The sequence below is a fragment of the Caballeronia zhejiangensis genome, from assembly GCF_022879815.1.
Taxonomy (GTDB): Bacteria; Pseudomonadota; Gammaproteobacteria; order Burkholderiales; family Burkholderiaceae; genus Caballeronia; species Caballeronia zhejiangensis.
Genome location: NZ_CP084283.1, coordinates 1,048,625 through 1,070,855, shown reverse-complemented (window position 1 = coordinate 1,070,855; position 22,231 = coordinate 1,048,625). Strand labels below are relative to the sequence as shown.

Sequence of the window (22,231 nt, the reverse complement as noted above, 5' to 3'; positions counted from 1 at the left end):
TCCATAGAAAGGAGACGTTCATGGTTCTAGCGCGTGCATGTGCCTTGTCGTTCGGTTTTTTAGCGTTGACCATCGCGGGTTCGTCCGCTTGGGCGAGCGTCGATCTCATCGCGATCGGTCAGTTGAGCGGCAATGCCGTCGATCGCTCGAAGGCGACGGCCGCGCCGCTCGAAAACGGCGCGCCGGGCAATCTGCTCGGCGGGCTCGGCTCCGGACTCGCGTATGCCGGCTGCGACACGTTTCTCGCCGTGCCCGATCGCGGCCCGAACGCGATCTCGTACAACAAGGCCATCGACGACACCGCGTCGTACATCAACCGTTTCCAGACGCTGATCCTGCGCCTCCAAGCCGGCGCGAAAGGCGGCACGTTGCCCTACACGCTCGATCCGACACTCGTCGACACGACGCTCCTCCATGCGCGCGAGCCGCTCGTGTACGGCGACGGCGCCGCGGCGAACGTCGGCAACGGCGCGCCCGCGTTCAACGCGAAGAAGCACACGCACTACTTCACCGGCCGCTCCGACAACTTCGCGCCGACGCGGCCGTCGACGTATCCGCGCGACGCGCGCTTCGATCCGGAAAGCATCCGCGTGGCGCGCGACGGCGCGAGCGTCTTCATCTCCGACGAATACGGCCCGTACATCTATCGCTTCGACCGGCAGAGCGGCGAGCGCATCGCGGCGTACGCGGTGCCGGCGTCGTTCGCGGTGACGGCGCTCTCGCCCGTCGGCAGCGACGAGATCGGCGCGAACGCGTCGGGCCGCGTCGCGAACAAAGGCATGGAAGGCCTCGCGATCTCGCCGGACGGCGACGCGCTCTTCGGCGCGATGCAAAGTCCGCTGCTGCAGGACGGCGGCACCAATGGCGCGTACACGCGCATCCTGCGCATCGATCTGCGCACCGGCAAGTCGACGCAGTTCGCCTATCCACTCACCAACATGGGCACGGCCGACAAACCGAACTATCCGACGATCAGCGATATCGTCGCCGTGAACGACCACGAGCTTCTGCTTGACGAGCGCGACGGCAAGGGCCTCGGCGACGATTCGAGCGCGGCCGTCAAGCGCGTGTATCACGTCGATATTTCGGGCGCGCAGGACGTGAGCCAGACGAGCGGCGCGAGCGGCCTCGCGCCTTTCGCGCTGCAGAAGACGCTGTTCCTCGATGTCGTCAAGGCGCTGAACGCGCACGGCATCGCGTCGACCGACATTCCGGCGAAGCTCGAAAGCCTCGCGTTCGGGCCGGACGTGCGCGTCGGCGGCGCGCTCAAGCACACCTTGTTCATCGCGAACGACAACGACTTCGTCGGCACCGTGACGGACACGAACCATCCGGACGGCATCGATAATCCGAACCAGTTCTTCGTCTTCGCGATCGACGATGCCGATCTGCCGGGCTATGTCGCGCAACGTCTCGACGACAAGGCTTGCCGCTCCCGCCACGACGACGATCACGGCCATCGCGGTCATGACGATTGACGCGGCCCCTTCGCGCGCTTATCCACAGTTTCGGTGGACAAGCGTGTAGATAAGTCGAGGGCCGCGCGTCTATCCCGTTGATGCGACACGCGTTTCGCGGATGCGTCCGGCGAACGCGCGCCTCCTTAAACCGTATATACTGTTTTCTCCACATACGACGGGAGAGAACGGGATGAGCACACCGCAAGTCAAGGCGCCGACGAAGAAGGCGTTTCATTTCCCCAAGGGCGCAACGGAAGCCGCGCCCGCTCCCACGAAGCGCGGGGCCAAGGCCAGCAAGAAGACGGCTAAACCCGCAGAGCAGACCAAGGCCGCGGCCACGACGCCGAAGACCGCGAAGAAGCCGGCCGCGAAAGCGCCCGTCGCAAAGAAAGCCGGGAAGACGCCGACAGTCGAAGCCGCTGCCGCGAAGAAAACGGAGAAGACCGTCGCGAGCCAGCCGAACGCCGACGCGAAAGCCCGCCGCGTGAAGAAGGAAAAAGTCGTGCGCGACAGCTTCACGATGCCCAAGTCCGACTACGCGAAGATCGCCGCGCTCAAGGAGAAGTGCCAGAAGAACGGCGTGCGCGTGAAGAAGAGCGAACTGCTGCGGGCCGCGCTCGCGATGCTCGACGCCGCGCCCGAGAAACGCCTCGTCGAAGCGATCAAGGCGCTCGAAAGGGTCAAGACCGGCCGCCCGGCGAACGCCTGAACGTCACGCACTCAGAAGAGATTTCTGAACGCCCAGTAGAGACCGGCGGCGAGCGCGATCGACGCCGGCAACGTCAGCACCCACGCGAGCACGAGGCTGCGCACGGTGTTCCATTGCAGCCCCGAGCCGTTGGCGGCCATCGTTCCGGCGACGCCCGAAGACAGCACGTGCGTCGTCGAGACCGGCAGGCCGTAGGCATCCGCCGCACCGATGGTCAGCATCGCGATCAGCTCCGCCGACGCGCCCTGCCCGTACGTCAGATGCTTCTTGCCGATCTTCTCGCCCACGGTCACGACGATGCGCTTCCAGCCGACCATCGTGCCGAGCCCGAGCGCGATCGCCACCGCGACCTTCACCCACGTCGGGATAAACTTCGTCGCGTGGTCGAGCTGCTTCCTGTAGTTGTCGATCACGGCGCGGTCCGCGGGCGCGAACGCGGGCGCGTTCGCCTTCTCCATCAGGCGGATCGCTTCGGACGCGAGATACATGTTGTTGCGCACGTTATCGACGAGGTTCTGCGGCACCGCCGCGAGCGATCCCGACGCGCCGACCTGGTTCGCGATGATGTCGGTCAGTTGCTTCAGCGCGGGCAGCGTCGCGGGCGAAAGCTGGCGCGTACGCACGTAGGATTGAACGTCTTCGCGTGCATCGGCGGATGGTGGCGCATCGTTCAGATATTTCGCGAAGCTCGCCGATGCCTCGTGCGCCACGGCTACGAAGTTCTGCGTTTCGGCGGGGCTCACCGCCTTGTTGAGCGCGTAGGCAGTCGGCACCGTGCCGATCAGAATCAGCATGATGAGACCCATGCCTTTCTGCCCGTCGTTCGAGCCGTGCGCGAAAGATACGCCGGTGCACGTCAGAATCAGCAGTGCGCGAATCCAAAATGGCGGCGGATGATTTTTCTTCGGTTCCTTATAGAGCGCCGGCACGCGCACGAGCGCGTTCAGCAAAAGCAAGAGGAGTCCCGCGCAGATGAAGCCGACGATCGGCGAGAACAGCAGCGACTTGCCGACGCCCGCCGCCTGCGACCAGTCGACGCCGCTCGTGCCGTTCGGCCCGCGCAAAGCTGATTCATGAGACCGACGCCGATGATCGAGCCGATCAGCGTATGCGAGCTCGACGACGGCAGGCCGAAATACCATGTCGCGAGGTTCCAGATGATCGCGGCGATGAGCAACGCGAAGACCATCGCGAAGCCTGCGCTGCTGCCGACCTGAAGTATCAGCTCGACGGGCAGCAGTTGCAGGATGCCGAACGCGACCGCGCCGCTCGAAACCAGCACGCCGATGAAATTCCACGTCCCGGACCAGACCACCGCGAGGTTCGGCGTCAGCGAGTGCGTGTAGATGACGGTCGCGACCGCGTTGGCGGTGTCGTGGAAGCCGTTGACGAACTCGAATCCGAGTGCGATCAGCAGCGCGACGGCGAGCAGGAAATAAGGCAGTGCGGAACTCAGCCGGACGGATTCGAGATCGTTAGCCAGATGCAATCCGACATAACCGATACCGCCGAGAAGTATGAGACCGAAAACGATGAGACCGGTCCGGCGCGTGCGTTCGCTCACGCCGCCCTGCTGAGGAAATGCGATGTCCGGCATGGTTGCCTCGCGTTCACCGTAGCGGAGCAAAGGATACGGTCCGTCGACCTTTCCGACTGTGAACCCTTTGTGTCAACAGTTCATGTAAAACTTTCGCTGCGCGCATGCTGACGCGCGTACCCCTCCTTTCGCCCATGTCCGCATGCAAAGCGCGCTCCCCGCGTCATGCGGGTTTTGCGCTCGCGGAAGCATCGGCATCCTGAACGCATCGGAGTCGCTCACGTGACGCCGTTCGCCATCGATATCCGCAAAGGGGGCTGCCATGTACTTCGGGACACTCGTCGCTCGGTCGCGCGACGATCAGGAAAACGCGAACTGGCAGCGCGACATGGATGCATCGCGCGTCGTCACGGCCGGCCGTTGCCGCGCGTTCTGGCGCTGGCTCGCACGATGCTTCGCGTGAGCGGAAACATCCGAAAGTAAAGGATCGTCGCGCACCCGAGGTAATAGGATTCGTCCGAGCGTTTCCAAGCGCCGGAGCGGCTTAAATGCAGGCCTTCCGTTATTACAAGAGGCTTTTCAAGATGAATGACCTGCATATTTCCGTCGATCCGAACGGCCACGCGACGCTCTCGCAGTCGGTGCAGATCAGCGAACATTGCAACAATCGCGCGCGACTGCTTACGTCGCTCGTGAACATCGTCGCTGCGCCGGGTGGCTTCGAGCACTTCTGCGCTTATCCCGAAGCGATGCGGCGCGACATCCTGAATTTGCTGCGCTCGGTGGCAGAGGAGCAATTGCCGCTTATCGCCGCACTCGAGGAGCACGCGACGAAGGCCGGTTATGAGCGAGGTGCTCAGGCGGCGCGCGAAGTGCTCATTCAGGAACAGCAGGCGGCGAACTCGGCGCTGCACTACGACGCCGAGAATCACGCCGCTCAGATGATTCTCACGCACTGAGCTTGCAATGCGATGCCCCGTGTCTTACGCGGGGCGTTTCTTTCTCGGTGGGTCGGCCGCCGCGCGCAACCGTTTAAAGTCCGTTGCACCGCCGCAAAGCAAGAAGGCGACCCGCGAAGCGGCGGCACGATCCGCAGTCACCACGACGGAAACGGATCGAATTGCAGCGTTTGCCGGCAAGCCGGTGCATCGTTGAACGATTGCCGCTTACATAACGCGATTAATCCGATTTCTTTCCTGGCCGCATCGTCTATCCTTCTGAATGTCGTAAGAGATGGGCTGCATGGGCCGCTGCGCCCTGCCATGTGCGAGAGTTCATCGAGCATTATTAGAGGCGCAACCGTACCAGCGCTCATGACTCTTACGACAACTCTTCTCGCTCCCCTCCACTTGTTGTCCGCATGCTCGACGCTCGATCGACTGCGCGCCGCCATGTTCAATCAGTTATCCGAATCTATGATGTCGAAGCGCGAGGAAAAGGACGAAGCTTCCTCATTTTCGATTTGAACCACTTGAGATTCGAAACAACGACGGGCCGCGTTTCGGATTTTTTCGGCATACGGGCCTTTTACAGCGCCCGCGTCAATTCTGAGAACAAAAAAGAAAAGCCCTTGAAGATCAAGGGCTTGAGGTTCTGGCGGAGAGAGGGGGATTCGAACCCCCGCCTCCCCTTGCCGCGTAAGGCTTTGCGGTCCGATGCTGCGATGTTCGTGCGATTAGTTGAGTCTAGGTTGGTCAAACTGAAATCCGACCCGCCCGCCGAACATAAGCATACCGCTGACCGTCGTCGGCCCGGGGGCACCTGGAGGCGTGAAACGCAACTCACTTGCGTCTCCGGAGAATGCCCATCCTAGAAACTTGGACTCGATTCGTTCGACTTCAATATGCTGGCGTGGAATTAGGATGAGGACCAAAGACGGCTGTCGCGCCGCATCCCAAATTCTTATTCGCGTCCCCTCAGTGGTGATGTCCCAATTCGTTGGCCGTAGAAGGACGTTGTTTCTCTGAATTACCAAGCTTACTTCGCCACGCGTATTACTGAAGAACGCGGAAATCAACACAGGTGCCTCCGCTTCTGGCGGGCGTTCCATCATAACGATGGCGTAGTCTGCCACTCGAACGGGTATGGCGCACTCTTCGAATTCGGACCCCGCGAAGCGAACCCTCGGCGCGGTAGCTCCATAGTCCACATCAGTGAATGCCGGGCCGTGCTCCAAGCAATAGGGGCGTTGCATGTGTTCGCGTATCTTCTCGTCCGAATATGTTCCCCGCGTCGCCCTGTCGTGACAAGTCGCGCAAAGAATCGTGATCTTAGCGGGGTCATGGAACCGTGCGTCTGCAAAGGCAACGTCCGCGTGGTGATACTGGATGAACGGGCTGCCGCAAACGACGCAACCAAAACCGCATCGCTGGCGGACCTCGCGTTTAACTGATTCAGGGATGGGGCGACCTAACCCAAACTGGTTGTTACGTTGCATAGCCGCCCTATTTGTTCTGTTTCCCATCGGATCGCTGAGTCCGAGTGTCTCGCGGCTTGTCGTGCTCCGCTTGTTCCGCCGCCCATTCGTCGTCCGTGTACCAATCGGGTTTCTCCTTAAGGCCCGTAGGCTTGAGGTACTTCTCACCGCGCAACCAAGCTAGGGTGCGCTCCGCACTGGGGTGGTTCTCCGCAACGTACCCGTTAGCCTGTACGGTGCTCCGCAGGATATCTAGCTTGTGCCCCTTGGGCCACTTCGTCAGAGCATGAGCTATATAAGCGTCCACCAAGTCCCGGATAACGTCGCTGGAACTACGGTCTTCTTGCTCTGCAATCTGCTTGAGCACCTTCACCTGTGCCTTGAGCATTCGAATTTGGACCGGTTGTGTGTCCCGCTCGGTCTTCACGCCGTTCCGTATGCGCTGTGCCTCGGCACCCTGCGTTTCCGGCGTCGCGTTCCGATTAATTGTTCCTCTCATAGGGCCTCCTTTTTCAGCATTCTGGTAGTGTAGCACCTAAGCAACAGAGGATGGAAGCAAAAGAAATTTACAGATTTCGCTTGCTGGTAGTGAAGCATGCATGTCATACTCTGCCTCAAGTTGGTAGTGAAGCAGTACAGAAAGCCAGCGACGAGACGACCGAGCGATACAGGTTGACACGCGATGAATCCCCGACCGGCGAGCGGGGCGTAGCCAAAAGCCGAAGTACCCAAAGGCCCTACCAAAGTGGAGCCTTCGGCTACTAACCCAACGGAGGCCACGAATGGCTAACAAAGCGAAACACGCAGCACGTTACGCGGCTTTCCTGGCCCGCGTTGAGAAACACCAAGAAATGCGCCAAGGCATGATGTTCGGCGCGGACGGAAAGCGCACCTACGGCGGCCCGGAGAAAGTGGACTGCCGCAACAGCGCAACCGCCGTGTACGTGAAGCCCCGCCGCGTAACTCATTTGCCGATGTAACCAACACGAACAGAACCGCCGCATACCGAGGACAGACCATGAGCACGCGCCTTATCATCCGCACCGCCGACACCTCCCGCGCCCACTGGAACGCCATGCGCGTTGCCTTGAACCGCCAAGGTTTAGAACTCCACCGCTATCACGCGGGTATCACGGACGGCGTAATGACCATCATCGCGGACGCGTACCATCCGGACGGTGGCGAGGAACCGCGTGCCCATGAGGCCCTCGCGTCTACGTCTGCCTCTCTGTACGTGATGCACTGACGTGGGTTTCTCCGAACACCCTAACCGGGTACGATATACGCTTTCGACACCGAGAATTAGGTACGCGGCATGGCCGATCTAGACGCAGTTCCCGACGAGGAAAGTGCAGTCCCCCTTGTTGACGACACGACCGTCAAGCCCAAATTGAAGGCGCTCTCGCGGATCCGGCGAGACCTTACAGACGACGAACTTCAAAGCTCCGGTGTACAAAAGCTTTTGATCGACAAATATGAGGACTCTCAAGAGCTAGTCCAAGAACTGAAGGCGTATCGGGACAAGTTTGCAGAGGCTGATAAAGGGTTGGCTGTGGCCGAGCACAAGCTTCAGCGGAATCGGGCTTTCGAGATATTGTCGGGCACCGGTCTAGCAGTGGGGGCGGCTATGATTGGTTACGCGCCTAACGCTTGGAGCTCACAGCCGACCGGTTACATGATTTTAGGATTTGGAGTTGTCTTGACTATCGGCGGAATCGGCGCGAAGGTGATAGACCAATGAAGCTAGAAATCAAATCTTTCGCGGATTCTGGAGACCTCGAAAAAGAGCGTTTAGTCTTGCGAGCGACGGCAGACGGCGACATAGGCAGTTTTATCGTCCTCCGCTCGCAATCTGCGGACGACGGCGTATCCCCCATATCCGGGACAAAAAACGCGTACTGGCTGCCCGACAGAACCGTCAAGAGCGGTGACCTCATTGTGGTTTATACGAAAGCGGGGAAATCGAGCAGGAAACAACTAAAAACTGGCGCTACTGCCCATTTCTTCTATTGGGGCCTTAAATTAGACATATGGGGCAGCAGCCGAAAAAATGTCGCCGTTATTCTCGATGCCCGAGATTGGACGAGCGCCGCCCCACCTTCCAAAAACGTTGAGGCGCAGTAACGGATTCTATTAGCTGCATCCGAGCCCGCCCGCGCCGAGCCTTGCCAGCAAGAATCTTTCTAGCGGTTTTGTTTTCGAGATACCCTATGCAATCGTGCAGCCCGCCGCTGTGTTCTGAAAGATCGCATGCAAAGGGACTACGCAGGCGTTGCTAGGACAAACAATACGCGCTTTATCTGCCGGACGCCTACGTGCTGCGCGTGGCGGACCTCTCCGACGACACGCCCGCCGAACTTGCCGAATTAGATCGGTAGATAATCCAATTTCGCAGAGAGGTTAGAAAGCGTAGCTAGCTGGCCTCTGCCCGAATCCGAGCGCAAGCTCGGTACCCTGCCCGCCCACGGCGTTTCCCTCCCGGGATGCGCCCAGGCGGGTTTTCTTTTGTCGTTTGGTTTACCTTCTCTTTTACGAGGTTCTACATGCCTAAAGGCGTTATTCCCACAAAGCCGTACGCGGAGGATCGCACTATCTCCGCCAAAGTCTCCCCCGAGTTCGTTAAGCGACTCAAGCAGGTTGCGCTTGATAAGGACACGAGCGTATCCGTAATCATCAAAACCGCCGTTTTTAACTATATGGCCGGCGCGCAAGTTGGCCGATAATCGTACAACCGTCAAAATTTCGGCTGACGCATCAGGTTATACGGCCGAGTTAGACCGCGCCAGGAAGTCCGCGCAAGCCTTCCAACAAACGCAAGACCAAGCAGCACAACGCATTAAAGTTGCACAGGAGGCAATCGCAGAAGCGGCCACTAATGGCTCTAGCGCCTCGGCCCGTGCGATAAACTCCTTTGTTAGTCAGTTGCAGCGCACAGCGGCGGCGGCGGGTCAAACACAGGCCCAAATGCTGCAAATGAAAGCCGCGCAGTTAGGCGTAACCGATTCGGTATCCGGCTATATTGCGCAAATCCAAAAGGCTAGCGAGCATACGCACGAGTTCAATCTCAATACCACCGCGTCCCGCCGAGAGCTTATGGTGCTCGCCCACGAAGCGTCGCAAGGTAGTTGGTCCCGTTTCGGCGGGTCCGCTGCGCAAATGGCGGAAATGTCTAACGGATTGCAAACGGGTTCGACTAACCTTAAAGCCGTCCGTGAAGCAATGGCGCAGGTAGCCGCTACTGGAGCTTTCACCGCCGATAATCTCCAACTCGCCACGCAGGCCGCTATTGCTATGTCGTCGGACATTGGCGTAGGTACGGATAAAGCCGCCGAGAGTTTGGCTACGATTCAAGATGATGTGCTTAAGTGGCTTGCCGAGTATCAACGGGCACACCATACTTTTAGCTCGGGTCAAGTTGAGGAGATTGATAACTTTGTCAAGCTCGGAGACAACGCCAGTGCGGTTAAGGCCATTATGCAGGACTTGGCTAAATCTCACGCTGCGGTAGAGGCCGATGCAAATAAGCATATGGGCGTAGTCGTTGATTGGTGGAATCAACTTGCTTACTCGGTAACTCGGGCCAAGAATGCCATTATGGGAATTGGCGTTCCGGATAGCATTGATAAACAGGTGGGAGACCAATATGCAAAAGTTGAGGCGGCAGAGCGTAACCTTGCTCAAGCTAAATCAATGGGTGCAATGGGGAACCTTGCCTCCGCTCAAGAGTTGCTTGATAAGGAAAACGCCCGCTTAGACGTTCTCCGCGCGCAACAGGGAGTTATCAATACGCAGCAACGAGCACGAGAGGCGGCAGCTAAAGGCGGGGACGCTAAGGTTGCTGTGGATAGTTATCTCCGCTCCGATAAATACGCCTCTCCGGGCCAGAAACATAGCCTTGAGCTTGACGAGGAGAATAAGGCGTTTGCTAAGGCTACGGCGGGTATCGATAAAGGCAGTGCGGATTATCAGGCGGCCCTTAAGCGACACTACGATAACGTAGCCAAAATTAACGACGACTACGCTAAATCTCAGAAGAAATCGCGGGGTAACGCTGAGGCGTTCCACGGCGCGCTAACGGCAATGGTTGCGGCTAATCAACTTATCGAGGCCGAGGATAAACGTTCGCAGACTGCCCTTAAAGCTCAGTATGACGCCGGGCTTATCGACAGGGAAAGCTATTTCCAGAAACTCCATGACCTGCAAGCTAAGGCCACGGACGAAGAAATTGCAAACGCTCAAAAGCGGGTCGATATTGCCAAAGCCAAGCCGGAGTCCTCGGCATATCAAGAGGCACTCAAGACCCTGCAAAACCTCACGGTGCAGCGTAAGCAGATTGACCGATCGCTAACGGATAGCCTCCGAGGACTCGCGGCGCAGCGCAGCAGCGATATTGCGAAGTTTGCCGATCAGCAATCTAGCGCGCTCCGCAGGACGCAGGCGGCGCAGCAAGAGGCGTACGCCACGATGTTCCTCGGCCCGCAGGCCAAGGCGGACGCGGACGCGGCCTACCAACTCCTCGCCAACTTCGAAGCGGAAAAGGACGCCCTGCGTAAGCAATACGACTCGCCAACGGCGGACCAAACGGAGTACGCGGCGAAACTAGCCATAGCACAAACGTACTACGATGCGTCATTGGCCCAACTCCAGGTGGACCAAGCCAAACAAATGGCCGTGCGGCAGTCTTACGCCGACCAAATGCGCGTCGCTATGGTGAGCCTTGCCGGGAACGCGCAGACCAACGCCGAGCTTGCTGCTACCGCATTTACAACGTCGTTCGAGGACTTGAATACGGCTCTGGAGCAGTTCGTTACAACGGGCAAGTTCTCGTTCTCGTCGTTCGCCTCTAGCGTTATGGCGGATATGGCTAAGATTGCTCTCAAGGCCGCAGAGACCCAAATCTTTAACTCGGTTCTCTCGACGTTTAGCACGGGCGGCCCGGTCGGCCATTACGCGGACGGCGGCCATATCGTGGGCGCGGGTACGGGTACTAGCGACTCAATCCCGGCCATGCTCTCTAACGGGGAGTTTGTAGTTAATGCCGCGAGCACCAAGAAATACCGCTCGTTGCTGGAGAGTATCAACTCGGGGCAGGCGCAGCACTTCGCCACGGGTGGGGCCGTTGGTTCGGTCTCGGGCGGCGGCGGCACCTTCGTAACCAACCATGTGCAGTTGAGCTTGGCGGGTAACGGCGGCGGGCTCACGCAAGAGGACCTCGTGGCACTCGCTCCGGCTATCCAGAACCTTGTAGATAAGCAGATCACTAAACGTTGGCGCGGGCAGGGAGGCCTGGCTTACGATCTTAAATACGGGCGTATCTGATGGCTGCGGGCTTAACCATATGGGATGCGAGCGGAAATATCGTGCTCGATGCGAGTCACCGCACCCTCCGCATTATCGATTCTGTCGTGCTGGATGGTTCTAACGGTAGCCGCTCCGATCCGAGCATGGTTAGCGGCGGGTTCGTTAGTTTCCAGTCGGACCGCTATATCGGGTGGTTGTCGGGTGGACTGATACATCCGCAGTTCTCTTTCAATAACGGCACGCTCACCTGGACGTACTCGGCTAAGAACAGCGCGCAGTATGACGAGTACCAGACCGGGATTCTTTTCTACGGGGCCTATTGATGATCCTTGCACCATTCATCGCGCCAAACACCGGCGCAGAAGCGGACGCGCACGTTATTCAGCGCCTAACGTTGGACTACGCGGCGGGTACGCGCACTACGGCCCTCCTCGCCTCGTACCTCTCGCAAGAGGCATTTAGCGAAGGTCTGTTCCCGCTCTATATGCAGGAGGTCCGCTTAGACGGTGTTCTCCCGCCTCCGGACCAGGACCCGCTCTTGTGGGCCGAATCGCAGCTAGTCCAAGCCGCACCGGACGACACGTCGGCAGTCGGCAATCGCTACGTGTTCGCAGGCGGCGAGGTAGTAGCCAGCTAAGCATCTAGGGCCGTCTGGTCCTACAAATATAGGCGGGCCGCCGATTGACCCAATGGCCTAGCCGCTACCTCCTCCGGGTCTCAACCCTAATCTCTTAGGAGTACATGGAAACAAAAGCATTCTCCGCCATCACAATCAAGACCGTCCGCGAGGAACGGCGCGAGATTGAGGGCATGGCAAGTACCCCGGCGTTAGACCGGGTTAAGGACCAGGTGGACCCTATGGGCCTCCAGTTCGCAAAGGAAGTTCCGCTCCTGCTGAATCACGACCACGCAAGCCCCGTAGGAACGGTCACGTTCGGTAAGCCCACGGCTAAGGGCCTCCCGTTCAAAGCGACTATCGCCAAAGTGGACGAGCCGGGAACCGTTCAGACGAGGACAAACGAGGCGTGGCACAGCGTTAAGTCGGGGCTAATCAAGGGCGTGAGTCTCGGATTTCGGCCTATCAAGTCGGAACCAAACGCGGACGGTGGTATTAACTTCAAATCCGCAGAGGTACACGAGCTTTCCCTCGTAGCGATCCCGGCGAATCCCGAGGCGTTCATTAGCGCATTCAAGAGCCTCGGCATTGAACCGCGAGCCGTCGAGCCCGCACTACCGAAATCCGTCCCATCACCCGCCGAGACCAAGGCCGTTGTCCATCAACCGGCCCGCGCAGCAGTTCAAATCAACCACACCAATAAGGAAGTTACCGAAATGCAGAACACGAACCACAACATTTTCATCCGCCGCCTGATTCTCCGTGCGATGACCGATGGCAACGAGGCGGCAGCAGCGTCGTACGCCGAAAAGCGTTGGGGCGCAGCGGCAGGGATTAACAAGGTCCTGAAGGCGGTAATGAACCCGTTGGGAACAGATAACGCGGCTGCCGCGCTCGCCTCCGAGACGTTGGACCGTGACCGGTTCGTCCAGGCGGTATTTAGCAATTCAATCCTCGGTCAGTTGCAGGGCCTTACCCGCGTCCCCGCTTTGGCCCGTGTGAACGTCGAAACCGCGCCGATTTCCGCGAGCTTTGTGGGCGAACACATGCCGACGAGGGCGTATCAAGGCGCGTTCGGCGTCACGCTGACCGACAAGCGTAAGGTGGGTCTTATCACGGTCCTCTCCGCAGAGCTTATCCGCATGAGTGGGGACGCAGCGGAGGCGTTCATTGCGGCGCAGCTTCAGCGTGCGTTGAGTCGCGGTCTCGATAACGCATTCCTCGGTAGCCAAGCACGCGACGAGGTTACCCCTGCCGGCCTTGGCGCGGTGGCCTCGCAGGCTAATTCGCTCGGGGAAGGCTTGGAGGCTTTCACGGGCGACCTGACCACGGCTACCGTCCTCGTCAACCCGCTTACGGCGGTGCGCCTCCGTAGCGCAAGCGAAACGCAGATCACGGCGAGGGGCGGTATTTACGGTGGTATGCCTGCTATCTGTTCGTACAGCGTCCCGGTTGGAAAGTTGTTCGTTGTTGATGCTTCGCGGGTCCTGGCGTTCCTCGGTACCGTAGAACTCGACGTAGCAACCGCCGGTATGTTCCCGGTCGATGACGGTACGGGCACGGTTACGACTATGCAAACGGGCATGTTTCAGACGAACGAGCAAGCAATCAAAGGCGTCCAGTACGCCGATTGGTCGTTTGTGGACGGCGCGGCATTCGAGACGGCTGCTACGGTCTCGGCGTAACGCAGCGAGAGCGGGCGTTACGCTCCCAACCGAGACCTACCCTACAGACCCGAGCGGCCACTTACCTAACGAAACAAAGAAATCGACATGACCAAACTCGCAGCCCCTGTCGCAGCACAATCCGGCGTCCTCCGCGAGGCGTACGGCCCTAACGCCGTTGTTTTGGACAAGACCCTCGCAATCACGCGCGAGCAGTTTGTGGACGGCGTGGACTTCACGGTCACACTTCCGAACGGTAGTACCGAAACTGTCCGCATTGAGTCGGCTCCGGCCTCCGCTGTGGATAGTGACACCGTTGTAGCGATTGTCAGCGTTTCTCCCGGCTTTAGTTGTGCCCCGCATCCGGGCGCGGCGTGGTCTGTCGTTAGCGCGGAATAAGCCACAGACCCCGACACGGGCGGCGCAGGCCGCCCTTAACTAATAACGAATCCTTATAATGAAATTCATCATCGACCCGAACGCCTCCAACGAGAACCTTAACGCGATGGTCTCCGCCGCCGAGGCGCAAATCATCGACTATCGTAAGGCGGTGGCGCAATTGGAACAAATCCGCGACATGGCAAAGCTCAAGCTCTTGGGCCGCCAAATCGCAGAGGCAGAAGTAGAGTGAGCGCGCTGTATCAGGACACGGCATTCCGTTTGAGTACCGCCGCTGTCGCACGACTCCGAGATAACGCAAAGCGGGCCGGTATTCCGGTCCCGCGCTACTTTCGTATCATTGCGGGCCAACTTACGCGCATTGCTAATCCTGCGTTCGACCTCTCCGGGGGCGAGCTTAATTGCCGCGTGGACGTTGGCTTGCATTACAAGGTCCTCAACGGCCTGCACCAGATGTGCCGAGACCTGGGCGTACCTGAGGAAGCGTCGGGGGAGCTTGTGGCGTGCGCCACGTTTGAGCCGAAGCTGTCCGCATGAGTTACCTGTCGGACTACAACGCACAGCGCCGACACCTTAGCCGCTTAGCGCGTGCGCTTGACCTCCCGCTATCCCGTCACAACGGAAAGCGCCGGGTACCGCTCGGTAACGACGAGCTACGCGTATCGATCCACGACGCCTGTCTCGGGCCGAATTGGGATGACGTAACGGACGGCCAGAATGCTGCACAGATGGACCTTTACCTTGGCCGCACGGTTGACACGGCACACATGCAGAACGGTTACGAGTTGGCCGTGGCTCAGGCATGTATCCGAGCGGGCAAGCACGAGGCCCGTATGGCGCGGGCGGATATGGCGATCCTCCGAGACAGCAAGGGCCGAACGGTTTTCCGACCTATGACGCACGCGCACCGCATGGCTCGATTCAAGGCCGCGAGTGAGTTCTATGCGGCGGCCCGGGAGTATCAAGAGAAGCATGAGGAGGCACGCCGTGCAGCAAACCGGGGATAACAACGTGTGTCCAACCTGTGGGGAGCGGTTCCGCTCCTCGCGGGCGTTCGACGCACACCGAACCGGGCCGTATGGTTCCGTAGGCCCGAGAGGTACCTATCTACCCTCGCAACGCCGATGCAAGACGGTTGCCGAAATGGAAGCCGATGGAATGCAGAAGAATCGACGGGGACTATGGATTACCAAAGGGTTCGGAATGCCGCTCCATTTGCATCAAGGAGCCGCTCCCGATGCCGAAGTAATGAGCGTGTAGCCGGAAGCAATGCCGGCCCGTCCTAGCCTCGTGCGCGTTACGCGCGCGCACAAGAGAAGTCGGCTATCGTTGTCTGCGCCCCACGGCATCGCCTGCGATGGATTAAGGAGGCTGGTATGCAAAACGACTTTAGGGAAACCATAGCGGATCCAAGCATCTACCGTCCATGCTTCGAAATTGTCTACGCTGCGTGCGCGGTTCTCCTTATCTTTCTATTTGTCGATTTATGGCGAGGAAGCGCACAGCTTTTTCATCGATCAGGTGCCTTGGCTGTGTTTATGGTTGCGGTCGCACAATTTATGTTGTTATCGCGTAGGCAGAAAAAGCTAGACAAGAATCTGAGCGAGGCCATGCATGGTGGGCCAATCAGCCTATTATCACCGACTTATAGGGCTTTAGAGTGGCGTATCTTTGTCGTGGGTTTAATCGGGACGATTGTCAACGCGTACGGAGACCTTTTCACGCAGTGGTTAATATCTCTTAAATAATAATAGTATATATTTTGCACCAGTCCCTTGGTTCCGCGCGATTCGCAACGTTTCTTTGGACTTAGCGATAGTTTTCGACTGACCGGTCGGATTCGAGGCCGAAAGCCTCCACAGTTCGAGATACCCCCCCTTAGCTACAAGCCTTACTCGTTGTCAATAGATACTGGCAGGAGAATCGTTGGCCAATCTAGAACCCCTTCTCATGCTTTGGCCGAGTATTTAAAGTTACGGGCCGACTTGTTATTAATTAAGGATAATCATGAGTGATTGCAACAAGCATCCGCAGTGGCAACCCGTAGGTATGGAGTGGCGTTGTCCACACTGCGCCGCCGAGAGTAAGATTGAAAATAAATCCAAGAGTACATACAGGCGTAAGCCCGATTATGGCAGTCCAGATAAGCGCCTTAGCGGTTCTGCACGCCTTAAGCGTAACGACCGGATTAGGGAGCGAGACGGCTTCAAATGCAAGCACTGCAACGTTGCGGTTAGGCGCGGCGAGGTGGACCATATAATCCCGCTCAAGGATGGCGGGACAGAGGATGACAGTAATTGTCAATTGCTTTGCTCTACCTGCCACGCTGATAAGACGAATAGAGATATGGGGTACCGGGTAAAGCGGCATGTTGGGGTGGACGGAATCCCGCTTGATGGGAGTTGGTGATTCGGAAAATATGACGAAATTCGTCACTTTTGAAAAGCTCAAACCCTTATACGATAAGGCTCTCAGCGATTCTGCCTAATATATAGAAAGCGTTCTTCACGGAGGTAATCACGGGACCACATGACGCACAACTTAGACCAAGTAATTGCAGAGGCGGCGGCGAATGCAATCGACCCGGATAGAATAAAATATCCTCACCTGTTCAAAGAATACCGATTCACGCAAGACGAGATAGACAAGCATCAAGCCGCTTATAAGGAGAAAACAGCCAGAGTAGAGCATCCCTATCAATATCTCGGCAATCTAGCTAGAACGAGACCTAAGTACATTAAGCTGGAGGAGACTAGGTATATTCCTTGGTCGGGTAAATACAAGGTCGTTCCTCGGTCTAGACTTAAACAGGCCGGTTGGATTCTAAATAAGCAGGTCGGGCGCTCCGCCGTCACTTACCTAGAGCCTGATACATGGCTAGATACAACTACAGGGGAGTTGATTACGAAGGCGTCTGCCCGTAAGGACGGTATCCGTATCTCTCTATCTAAATCCATATCGGACCGGATGCTGGATACAATTGGCCGGGTTAAGCAATGTGCTCCTAGTGAGCAAGAGTTCGTTGCTTATGTGCTCAAGATGCGTAACCGTAGAGGGGGTCTAGTGGTTGATCTTGATAAGGTTATCTCGCTTTGGATCTCCCATACACAACCGGCCAGCAATGCAACGAACAAGTCCCGGGTCCGAAGGCGGTTAGCCGCAATTCTTGAGAAACGGAGGATTATGGTTAATAGTCAGACCTTGGCTAGTGACCTACAGGTGCTGGGCAATCCGACCAAGCAGGAGATAATCGAGGAGTCGGCCCGGGTTTACGAGGTGCTTAAACCCAAGGCAAAGCCGGGCTGCGGTTTGACAGACGGCGCATCAAATTAAAATTTACGCCGTGTTTGATCGATCTTGTCACAATTTCCGCTTATTGTTGTGACGGGTCCGTTCGTCGTGTTCAAGATGTAGACCATGTCTCCGGTGTTCCTATCTAGCATTATCTGCTGTTGGGTTATAACGCCTTTTCGATCAACGGAATTGACCATGTCCCATTTCCCGGCATCGCTAGTATCCAGTACGCTGCTAATTCCGGGCAATCGTTGGTTGGTTATAAACAAATCCAGATCGCTTGACGTCCCGCTTATGGATGTTGCCTGTCCGTCAACAGCAATCTGTAGGATAATCCTGCCCGTTTGCTTTGTTTCGCGGCTCTCCGGCGTCACCTGACGGTAGTTGCAGGCTAATTTTATCGTCTCTGCATGCGCGGTGTAGCAAGGGAAAAGGAGCGCCGCTAACAGAATTGAATTTTTCACTTTGCGAGACCTGGTAATGCGTGGATGGTGTACCTGCTCGTGGCCTCCACCCTCGGGGCCACGGGTAGGACAGGCCGAACTAGCCAAGCTGCGCTATCCCGGCCTCGGACAGCGTACGTGACCCGATGTATGACTCCTAGTTGTCGGCAATGTGTTGGCATCTAAGAAAGCCGTCAAAGGCCAAATTGGATCGCCGGTCCGTGTTCAGGCACTGTAGTGCCCTGCTAATGCTACGGCCTTATGGTACTCACGAAGAGGCGCAAACCGAGATTCGGTTCTCATGCTATCGATTATAGCGAGTCGAAGGCCGATCCAGTTTTCTCTGTTATCATGGGGTTTACTAGACCAAATACCGTCAACGTATCGGCACAGCCATTCTATTACACCTGCCTGGATGGGGCGACTTCCCCGATAGTGCGGGTCAGTTTCTTCTCTCTCATTGAACGAGATTCCGACGTCTACCTTACCCTCAAGCGCTTTCATCAGTACATTTCGCGTTCGATTTCCTACGTATAGCTCGAATGCTCTTGGATGAGAAACGTACAACATTGTGATGAAGGTGAGGAAGATTATTTCAATCTGACCACGCGTTGATGTTATGCGAATCGAATCGATTATATCAATACAGCGCTCCAAGTCCCGAGTAGTCACCTTCAGCGCCCGGGCCATCAGCGCGATAACCTCGCCGGTGCCGTCCGGTCCGTATAAATCCTTGAGAGGGTTGATAAAGCGCGGGTCCTCGTTCATCCTGCGCACCTCCAGTAGAGCGGCGACGAGACGCTTGAATTCTGGCTCGTCTAGTCGCGATTCGTGGTCGAAAAATCGCCTTAAGTATTTTCGAGCGTCGAACTCGCTTCCATAAATCGCCTTGATCGAATTTGCCAGCTGTTCCGAATCGGTGGCGACTACCGTATAAACGTTTGGAATACGAAACACGTGTTTAATATTTTCCAACAGCTCGATTGCGTAAGTCGGTCTACACCGATCCAATTCATCAACAAATAGAAAGATTGGAAGATTGGCATCCCCGTCCGTATCCACCGCGCTCGCGAAGTCAGCAAACACCGATTTGAATGCAGTGATCGCGGCCCGTATGTCCTTGTGTTCTTCCTCCAAGTCGCGTCTTATGTCCTTGAGCGCATCAAGACCCGCGTCGGTTGCAATTTCGGCGATTTTCTGTCCATCGAGTCCAGTGAAGTTCTTAACAACCGCTATTGCTATAGAAGGAGCGGCGGCGCGTATTATTCGCCCCCCGGCGGATACAACCGACTTAGCTGTTTTCGCGAGATTTAATTTTGGCGGGAGGCCGAGCGTAAGTTGCGACTCAACCTCACCTAAGAAGCTCACAAATGGATTTGAAGAGAAGTCGTTAGACCACGCGTCAAAATAGACGACAGGGTGCCCGTCATTTCGAAGCATTTTGGCCCACTCGGTGAGAAAATAGGTCTTTCCTAAGCCCCACTCCGCGTTCACGTTGAGTACAAAGCTCTCATTGCCGGGAACGCTGCCCGCGACGCGATGACGCCCAACAAGGTAGCGAGTGAGGAACTCGGCGGCGGCCTTCCGTCCCAAGAGGTCTTTCTCGAATGGAATTCCCGGGTTTTCTTTTGCTTCGGTCATGAGTTTGCGTGTAGTTATTTTGTGAGGGAACCCGAGTTTGGTTGCTCGTCTGCTTATGATATTACGGATAAGCTCGCGCGGGACGGGGAATTGGCGTTACTCGGTCGCTGCCCGCTTGCAAGTCTTTCGTAGATCTCGGGTACGCACTTGCTGTCCATCCATTTGAATAGCTACTGACACCCTATTAGTACCTCGAAATAAAACTGGCAGTTATCGCGCTTCGCGTGTAGCGTATCGGGCCCTACCAGGAGCACCCATGACCGACACCCAACGCCCGTACGACCTCGCCGCGCTAATCGCAGAAGCCGCTAATACCGGCCCGGATATGCGTTTTCCTATGGTCTCAAACGCCTATGTGCCGCCGCCCCGGGGTTTCGCTGGAGCACGCCTCGTTGGTTACTTTGAACTCGGCAAGCACGAGGAGGAGTTTGAGGGCCGCAAGCGTGACCGCGAAAAGGTAGATTTCGTGTTTGAGCTTTCCGGCCCGAACTATGAGCCGCGTAAGTTGGATGACGGTACGTTGGTGCCGCACCGCATTACGATTCAGGAAACGCTATCGCTAGCTCCCGACTCGCGGTTTCTTGGCCTGTTTGCGGCTATGAACGCGGCGCACGGTGGTACGGCGACGCACATGGTCCAACTCCTCGGCAAGCCCTTTACGGTTGAGGTGTTCCACCGCAAGAGCAAGGATGGAACGAAGTTATACGCAACCCTCAAAGGACCGGGCGGCTATAACGTCAAGGGGACCACGGTGCAGAACCCTATCGACGGCTCCGTTGTGACGCTGGACGTCGCGCCCGCTATCACGGAGCTTAGGGCGTTCGTGTGGAGCCTCGCCAATAAGGGCATGTGGGACAGCATCCATATCCCGGGGGAGTTCGAGGAGCGCAAGAACGAAAAGGGCGAGGTGATTAGCCCCAAACGTTCACGTAACGTGCTGCAAGAACGGATCATGCGGGCTAAGAACTTTGCCGAGATTGAATACTTGAATACTTAGGAGCACGCTGTGTATCGCGGGACTTATTAGCTACTACGGCCAAAGGTCGGCCGTTAGAACGGTATATCGTCGTCATCAGCAAACGCGGCCTTTTGGGTCTCAGCAGGCCTGAACTGAATCCAGTCATCGCTCCAGCCCGAGGGAGAAAACCGTAGCAAATCGCCGCGGTCATCGAAAATTGCCCTCTTGAACTCAATCCATCCAGCTTTCTCTCTAAACCATTCCTCTACGCTGTCCTCTGAGTGAAAAGTAGAATCTTGAGCGGCGTAACCGCGCACAGCTAACCAAGCGGACATTTCGTCGTGGTTTGTGAAGAAAACTCTGTAAGGTGTTTTGGTTATCTGCGCAAGGCGGTGGAATACGGGATTGTTGAAAGAGATTATCGACTTGAGCGCCTCGTCTTTATCTTGATGGGAGGCAGAAAGATAGTCCACCATTTCTTTTAGCGTTGCCGCGACTCCCTTCATATCCTGGATAAGAGAAAGCTCGGTCGCGCGCTGCTGCTGGCTTAGGTACCGTTGAAACAATCCTGCCCACTGATCTTGCAAAAACGATGTAACGTCCGCAACCGTCTTGAAACCGGTAATCGGATTGTTTTGCGGGAGAGCGTGCAGTTGGTCCAAGAACACGTATATGCGCGGGTCGTCCGCATATCTGTATTTCATTGACGCGTTGTCTTTGTTTATTTTCCAGATATGGTATTCCGTCAGGGTGTTTTGCTCGACAAAAATATAGACCTGTATCCCCTTCTCAAGGGCACGCATTATTTCATTCTGAGTAATCGAGGCCCCTGCTACGTCTTTGGACTCGGTGCCGAACTTGCCGCCGATAATAGTCACCAGCATGTCGCATAGCTCGATCTCCCGGTACGCAGACGCCTCTAATCGAGCGTCTCGCGTGTACGGAATGGCTCCAGTCTCGTGTCGGATGCAATCATATCCGAGAGACCGAACGAACCGCTCGATGTCTTCCCTGGACTGGTACAGGTCGTAATAAGTCGAACTGAGAAAAATGCGAGGTTTGGCCATTGTGCTTGTAGCTTTACTGACAGCGGTTACTTTGAGGTTCGGAGGTGCGGTGCTAGGAGGGCCTACACTGCTCACCCCTCCCCCGCCAAACCAATTTTTAACGCAAACAACAGATAACGTGACCGAACAGGCCGCAATTGACGTTGCTGTTAAAGACAGTCGCGCTCGATGTGGCACAACGTCATCAATCCCGCTGAGTCTCCATCCGGGAAAACGTCTTTTCGTCCCGCAGCGCGTTGATACCCGCGCAGAACTCTGTGTCCTCCTGCAAACCTTGAGGCAGGTCGGAAATCGCAGCGTTTAGCACCGCTGCGAGGGCGTCTCTGCTCTCGTTGGACGAGAACCTAACTGCTGATGCGAGCGCAGCCAGAGCATATTTCAATCCGATGTGCTCTTTCTCTAACGTAATTACACGCTCGTTCAACCCGTTGATGAAATCAATCTGTTTGGCGAGTTTCGCCTCCAGCGCGGCATTCACCTGCGCTTGTGCTTCAACAGCACGCCTTGCTTTGTCATCCCCGAACATGACTGCCTCATTTTATTGTTGGACATTTAGGGTATCACACCGAGACGTGCCGCAGATCGGCGCAAGGCCCGTCTCAATACACCAAACATCCAAGGGAGTTCAGTATGCGAGCAAAGCACCAGACCACCGCGAGAGGCCTGTGAGTGGGCCTGCGTTACCTCACTATCTCCAAATTCTCGGAAAAGTCGGGATTTTCGGAG

The 22,231-nt window shown here is 56.9% G+C and carries 21 protein-coding genes and 1 pseudogene; 17 read left to right on the top strand and 5 right to left on the bottom strand.

Features of this window, described 5'->3' with window-relative positions; genetic code table 11:
• Window positions 1–20: 20 nt before the first annotated feature.
• Both LDZ23_RS04995 and LDZ23_RS04990 read left to right on the top strand, forming a co-directional pair.
• The gene (locus LDZ23_RS04995; protein ID WP_244807914.1) at window positions 21–1,478 is read left to right on the top strand and encodes an esterase-like activity of phytase family protein; all 1,458 of its coding nucleotides are present in this window, start codon (window positions 21–23) and stop codon (window positions 1,476–1,478) included.
• Window positions 1,479–1,650: 172 nt separating this feature from the next.
• A complete protein-coding gene (locus tag LDZ23_RS04990; RefSeq protein ID WP_244807913.1) occupies window positions 1,651–2,169 on the top strand; it encodes a hypothetical protein in 519 nt (172 codons plus the stop codon).
• A gap of 11 nt (window positions 2,170–2,180) precedes the next feature.
• On the opposite strand, the pseudogene LDZ23_RS04985 reads toward LDZ23_RS04990, so the two are convergent.
• Window positions 2,181–3,766: pseudogene (locus LDZ23_RS04985) on the bottom strand (inorganic phosphate transporter).
• Between the two features lie 262 nt (window positions 3,767–4,028).
• Between LDZ23_RS04985 and LDZ23_RS04980 the strand changes: the two are divergent.
• The gene (locus tag LDZ23_RS04980) at window positions 4,029–4,169 is read left to right on the top strand and encodes a hypothetical protein (RefSeq protein ID WP_160297417.1); all 141 of its coding nucleotides are present in this window, start codon (window positions 4,029–4,031) and stop codon (window positions 4,167–4,169) included.
• A 121-nt stretch (window positions 4,170–4,290) separates the two neighbouring features.
• Complete coding sequence (locus tag LDZ23_RS04975) at window positions 4,291–4,665, top strand: hypothetical protein (RefSeq protein WP_144403848.1); 375 nt, start codon at window positions 4,291–4,293, stop codon at window positions 4,663–4,665.
• A 1,485-nt stretch (window positions 4,666–6,150) separates the two neighbouring features.
• Here LDZ23_RS04975 and LDZ23_RS04970 read toward each other — a convergent pair.
• Window positions 6,151–6,621 (bottom strand): ribbon-helix-helix protein, CopG family, encoded by a 471-nt coding sequence (locus tag LDZ23_RS04970; RefSeq protein ID WP_244807912.1) that lies wholly within the window; start codon window positions 6,619–6,621, stop codon window positions 6,151–6,153.
• Between the two features lie 283 nt (window positions 6,622–6,904).
• Between LDZ23_RS04970 and LDZ23_RS04965 the strand changes: the two genes are divergently transcribed.
• The 12 genes from LDZ23_RS04965 to LDZ23_RS04910 all read left to right on the top strand — a co-directional run bounded on the left by LDZ23_RS04965 (window position 6,905) and on the right by LDZ23_RS04910 (window position 17,435).
• The gene (locus LDZ23_RS04965) at window positions 6,905–7,102 is read left to right on the top strand and encodes a hypothetical protein (protein ID WP_244807911.1); all 198 of its coding nucleotides are present in this window, start codon (window positions 6,905–6,907) and stop codon (window positions 7,100–7,102) included.
• A gap of 38 nt (window positions 7,103–7,140) precedes the next feature.
• Window positions 7,141–7,368, top strand: coding sequence for a hypothetical protein (locus LDZ23_RS04960; RefSeq protein WP_244807910.1), 228 nt, complete (start codon window positions 7,141–7,143; stop codon window positions 7,366–7,368).
• 69 nt (window positions 7,369–7,437) lie between these two features.
• Window positions 7,438–7,863: a hypothetical protein gene (locus LDZ23_RS04955; RefSeq protein WP_244807909.1), complete on the top strand. Its 426-nt coding sequence runs from the start codon at window positions 7,438–7,440 to the stop codon at window positions 7,861–7,863.
• A complete protein-coding gene (locus LDZ23_RS04950) occupies window positions 7,860–8,246 on the top strand; it encodes a hypothetical protein (protein WP_244807908.1) in 387 nt (128 codons plus the stop codon). Before LDZ23_RS04955 ends, LDZ23_RS04950 begins: the two co-directional genes overlap by 4 nt.
• Window positions 8,247–8,834: 588 nt before the next feature.
• Window positions 8,835–11,441 carry a phage tail tape measure C-terminal domain-containing protein gene (locus tag LDZ23_RS04945; protein WP_244807907.1) on the top strand — a complete coding sequence of 869 codons (2,607 nt, stop codon included), beginning with the start codon at window positions 8,835–8,837 and terminating at the stop codon, window positions 11,439–11,441.
• Window positions 11,441–11,746, top strand: coding sequence for a hypothetical protein (locus tag LDZ23_RS04940; RefSeq protein WP_244807906.1), 306 nt, complete (start codon window positions 11,441–11,443; stop codon window positions 11,744–11,746). Before LDZ23_RS04945 ends, LDZ23_RS04940 begins: the two co-directional genes overlap by 1 nt.
• Window positions 11,747–12,164: 418 nt before the next feature.
• Entirely contained in the window at window positions 12,165–13,724 is a 1,560-nt protein-coding gene (locus LDZ23_RS04935) for an HK97 family phage prohead protease (RefSeq protein WP_244807905.1), read from the top strand.
• A gap of 87 nt (window positions 13,725–13,811) precedes the next feature.
• Complete coding sequence (locus tag LDZ23_RS04930; protein ID WP_244807904.1) at window positions 13,812–14,102, top strand: DUF916 domain-containing protein; 291 nt, start codon at window positions 13,812–13,814, stop codon at window positions 14,100–14,102.
• A 58-nt stretch (window positions 14,103–14,160) separates the two neighbouring features.
• Entirely contained in the window at window positions 14,161–14,334 is a 174-nt protein-coding gene (locus LDZ23_RS04925) for a hypothetical protein (protein ID WP_244807903.1), read from the top strand.
• Window positions 14,335–14,635: 301 nt separating this feature from the next.
• Window positions 14,636–15,109 (top strand): hypothetical protein, encoded by a 474-nt coding sequence (locus tag LDZ23_RS04920; RefSeq protein ID WP_244807902.1) that lies wholly within the window; start codon window positions 14,636–14,638, stop codon window positions 15,107–15,109.
• 1,000 nt (window positions 15,110–16,109) lie between these two features.
• Window positions 16,110–16,511, top strand: a complete 402-nt coding sequence (locus tag LDZ23_RS04915; RefSeq protein WP_342346274.1) for an HNH endonuclease — start codon at window positions 16,110–16,112, stop codon at window positions 16,509–16,511.
• 120 nt (window positions 16,512–16,631) lie between these two features.
• On the top strand, window positions 16,632–17,435 hold the full coding sequence (locus tag LDZ23_RS04910; protein WP_244807901.1) for a hypothetical protein: 804 nt from the start codon (window positions 16,632–16,634) through the stop codon (window positions 17,433–17,435).
• Between the two features lie 629 nt (window positions 17,436–18,064).
• Here LDZ23_RS04910 and LDZ23_RS04905 read toward each other — a convergent pair.
• A complete protein-coding gene (locus LDZ23_RS04905; protein ID WP_244807900.1) occupies window positions 18,065–19,480 on the bottom strand; it encodes a KAP family P-loop NTPase fold protein in 1,416 nt (471 codons plus the stop codon).
• Between the two features lie 256 nt (window positions 19,481–19,736).
• Here LDZ23_RS04905 and LDZ23_RS04900 point away from each other — a divergent pair, with 256 nt between their 5' ends.
• Window positions 19,737–20,477, top strand: coding sequence for a hypothetical protein (locus tag LDZ23_RS04900; RefSeq protein ID WP_244807899.1), 741 nt, complete (start codon window positions 19,737–19,739; stop codon window positions 20,475–20,477).
• 53 nt (window positions 20,478–20,530) lie between these two features.
• Here LDZ23_RS04900 and LDZ23_RS04895 read toward each other — a convergent pair whose 3' ends face one another.
• Together LDZ23_RS04895 and LDZ23_RS04890 are read right to left on the bottom strand one after the other, a co-directional pair.
• Window positions 20,531–21,505, bottom strand: coding sequence for a DUF4062 domain-containing protein (locus LDZ23_RS04895; RefSeq protein WP_244807898.1), 975 nt, complete (start codon window positions 21,503–21,505; stop codon window positions 20,531–20,533).
• Window positions 21,506–21,689: 184 nt separating this feature from the next.
• Window positions 21,690–22,031, bottom strand: coding sequence for a hypothetical protein (locus LDZ23_RS04890; RefSeq protein ID WP_244807897.1), 342 nt, complete (start codon window positions 22,029–22,031; stop codon window positions 21,690–21,692).
• Window positions 22,032–22,231 lie beyond the last annotated feature (200 nt).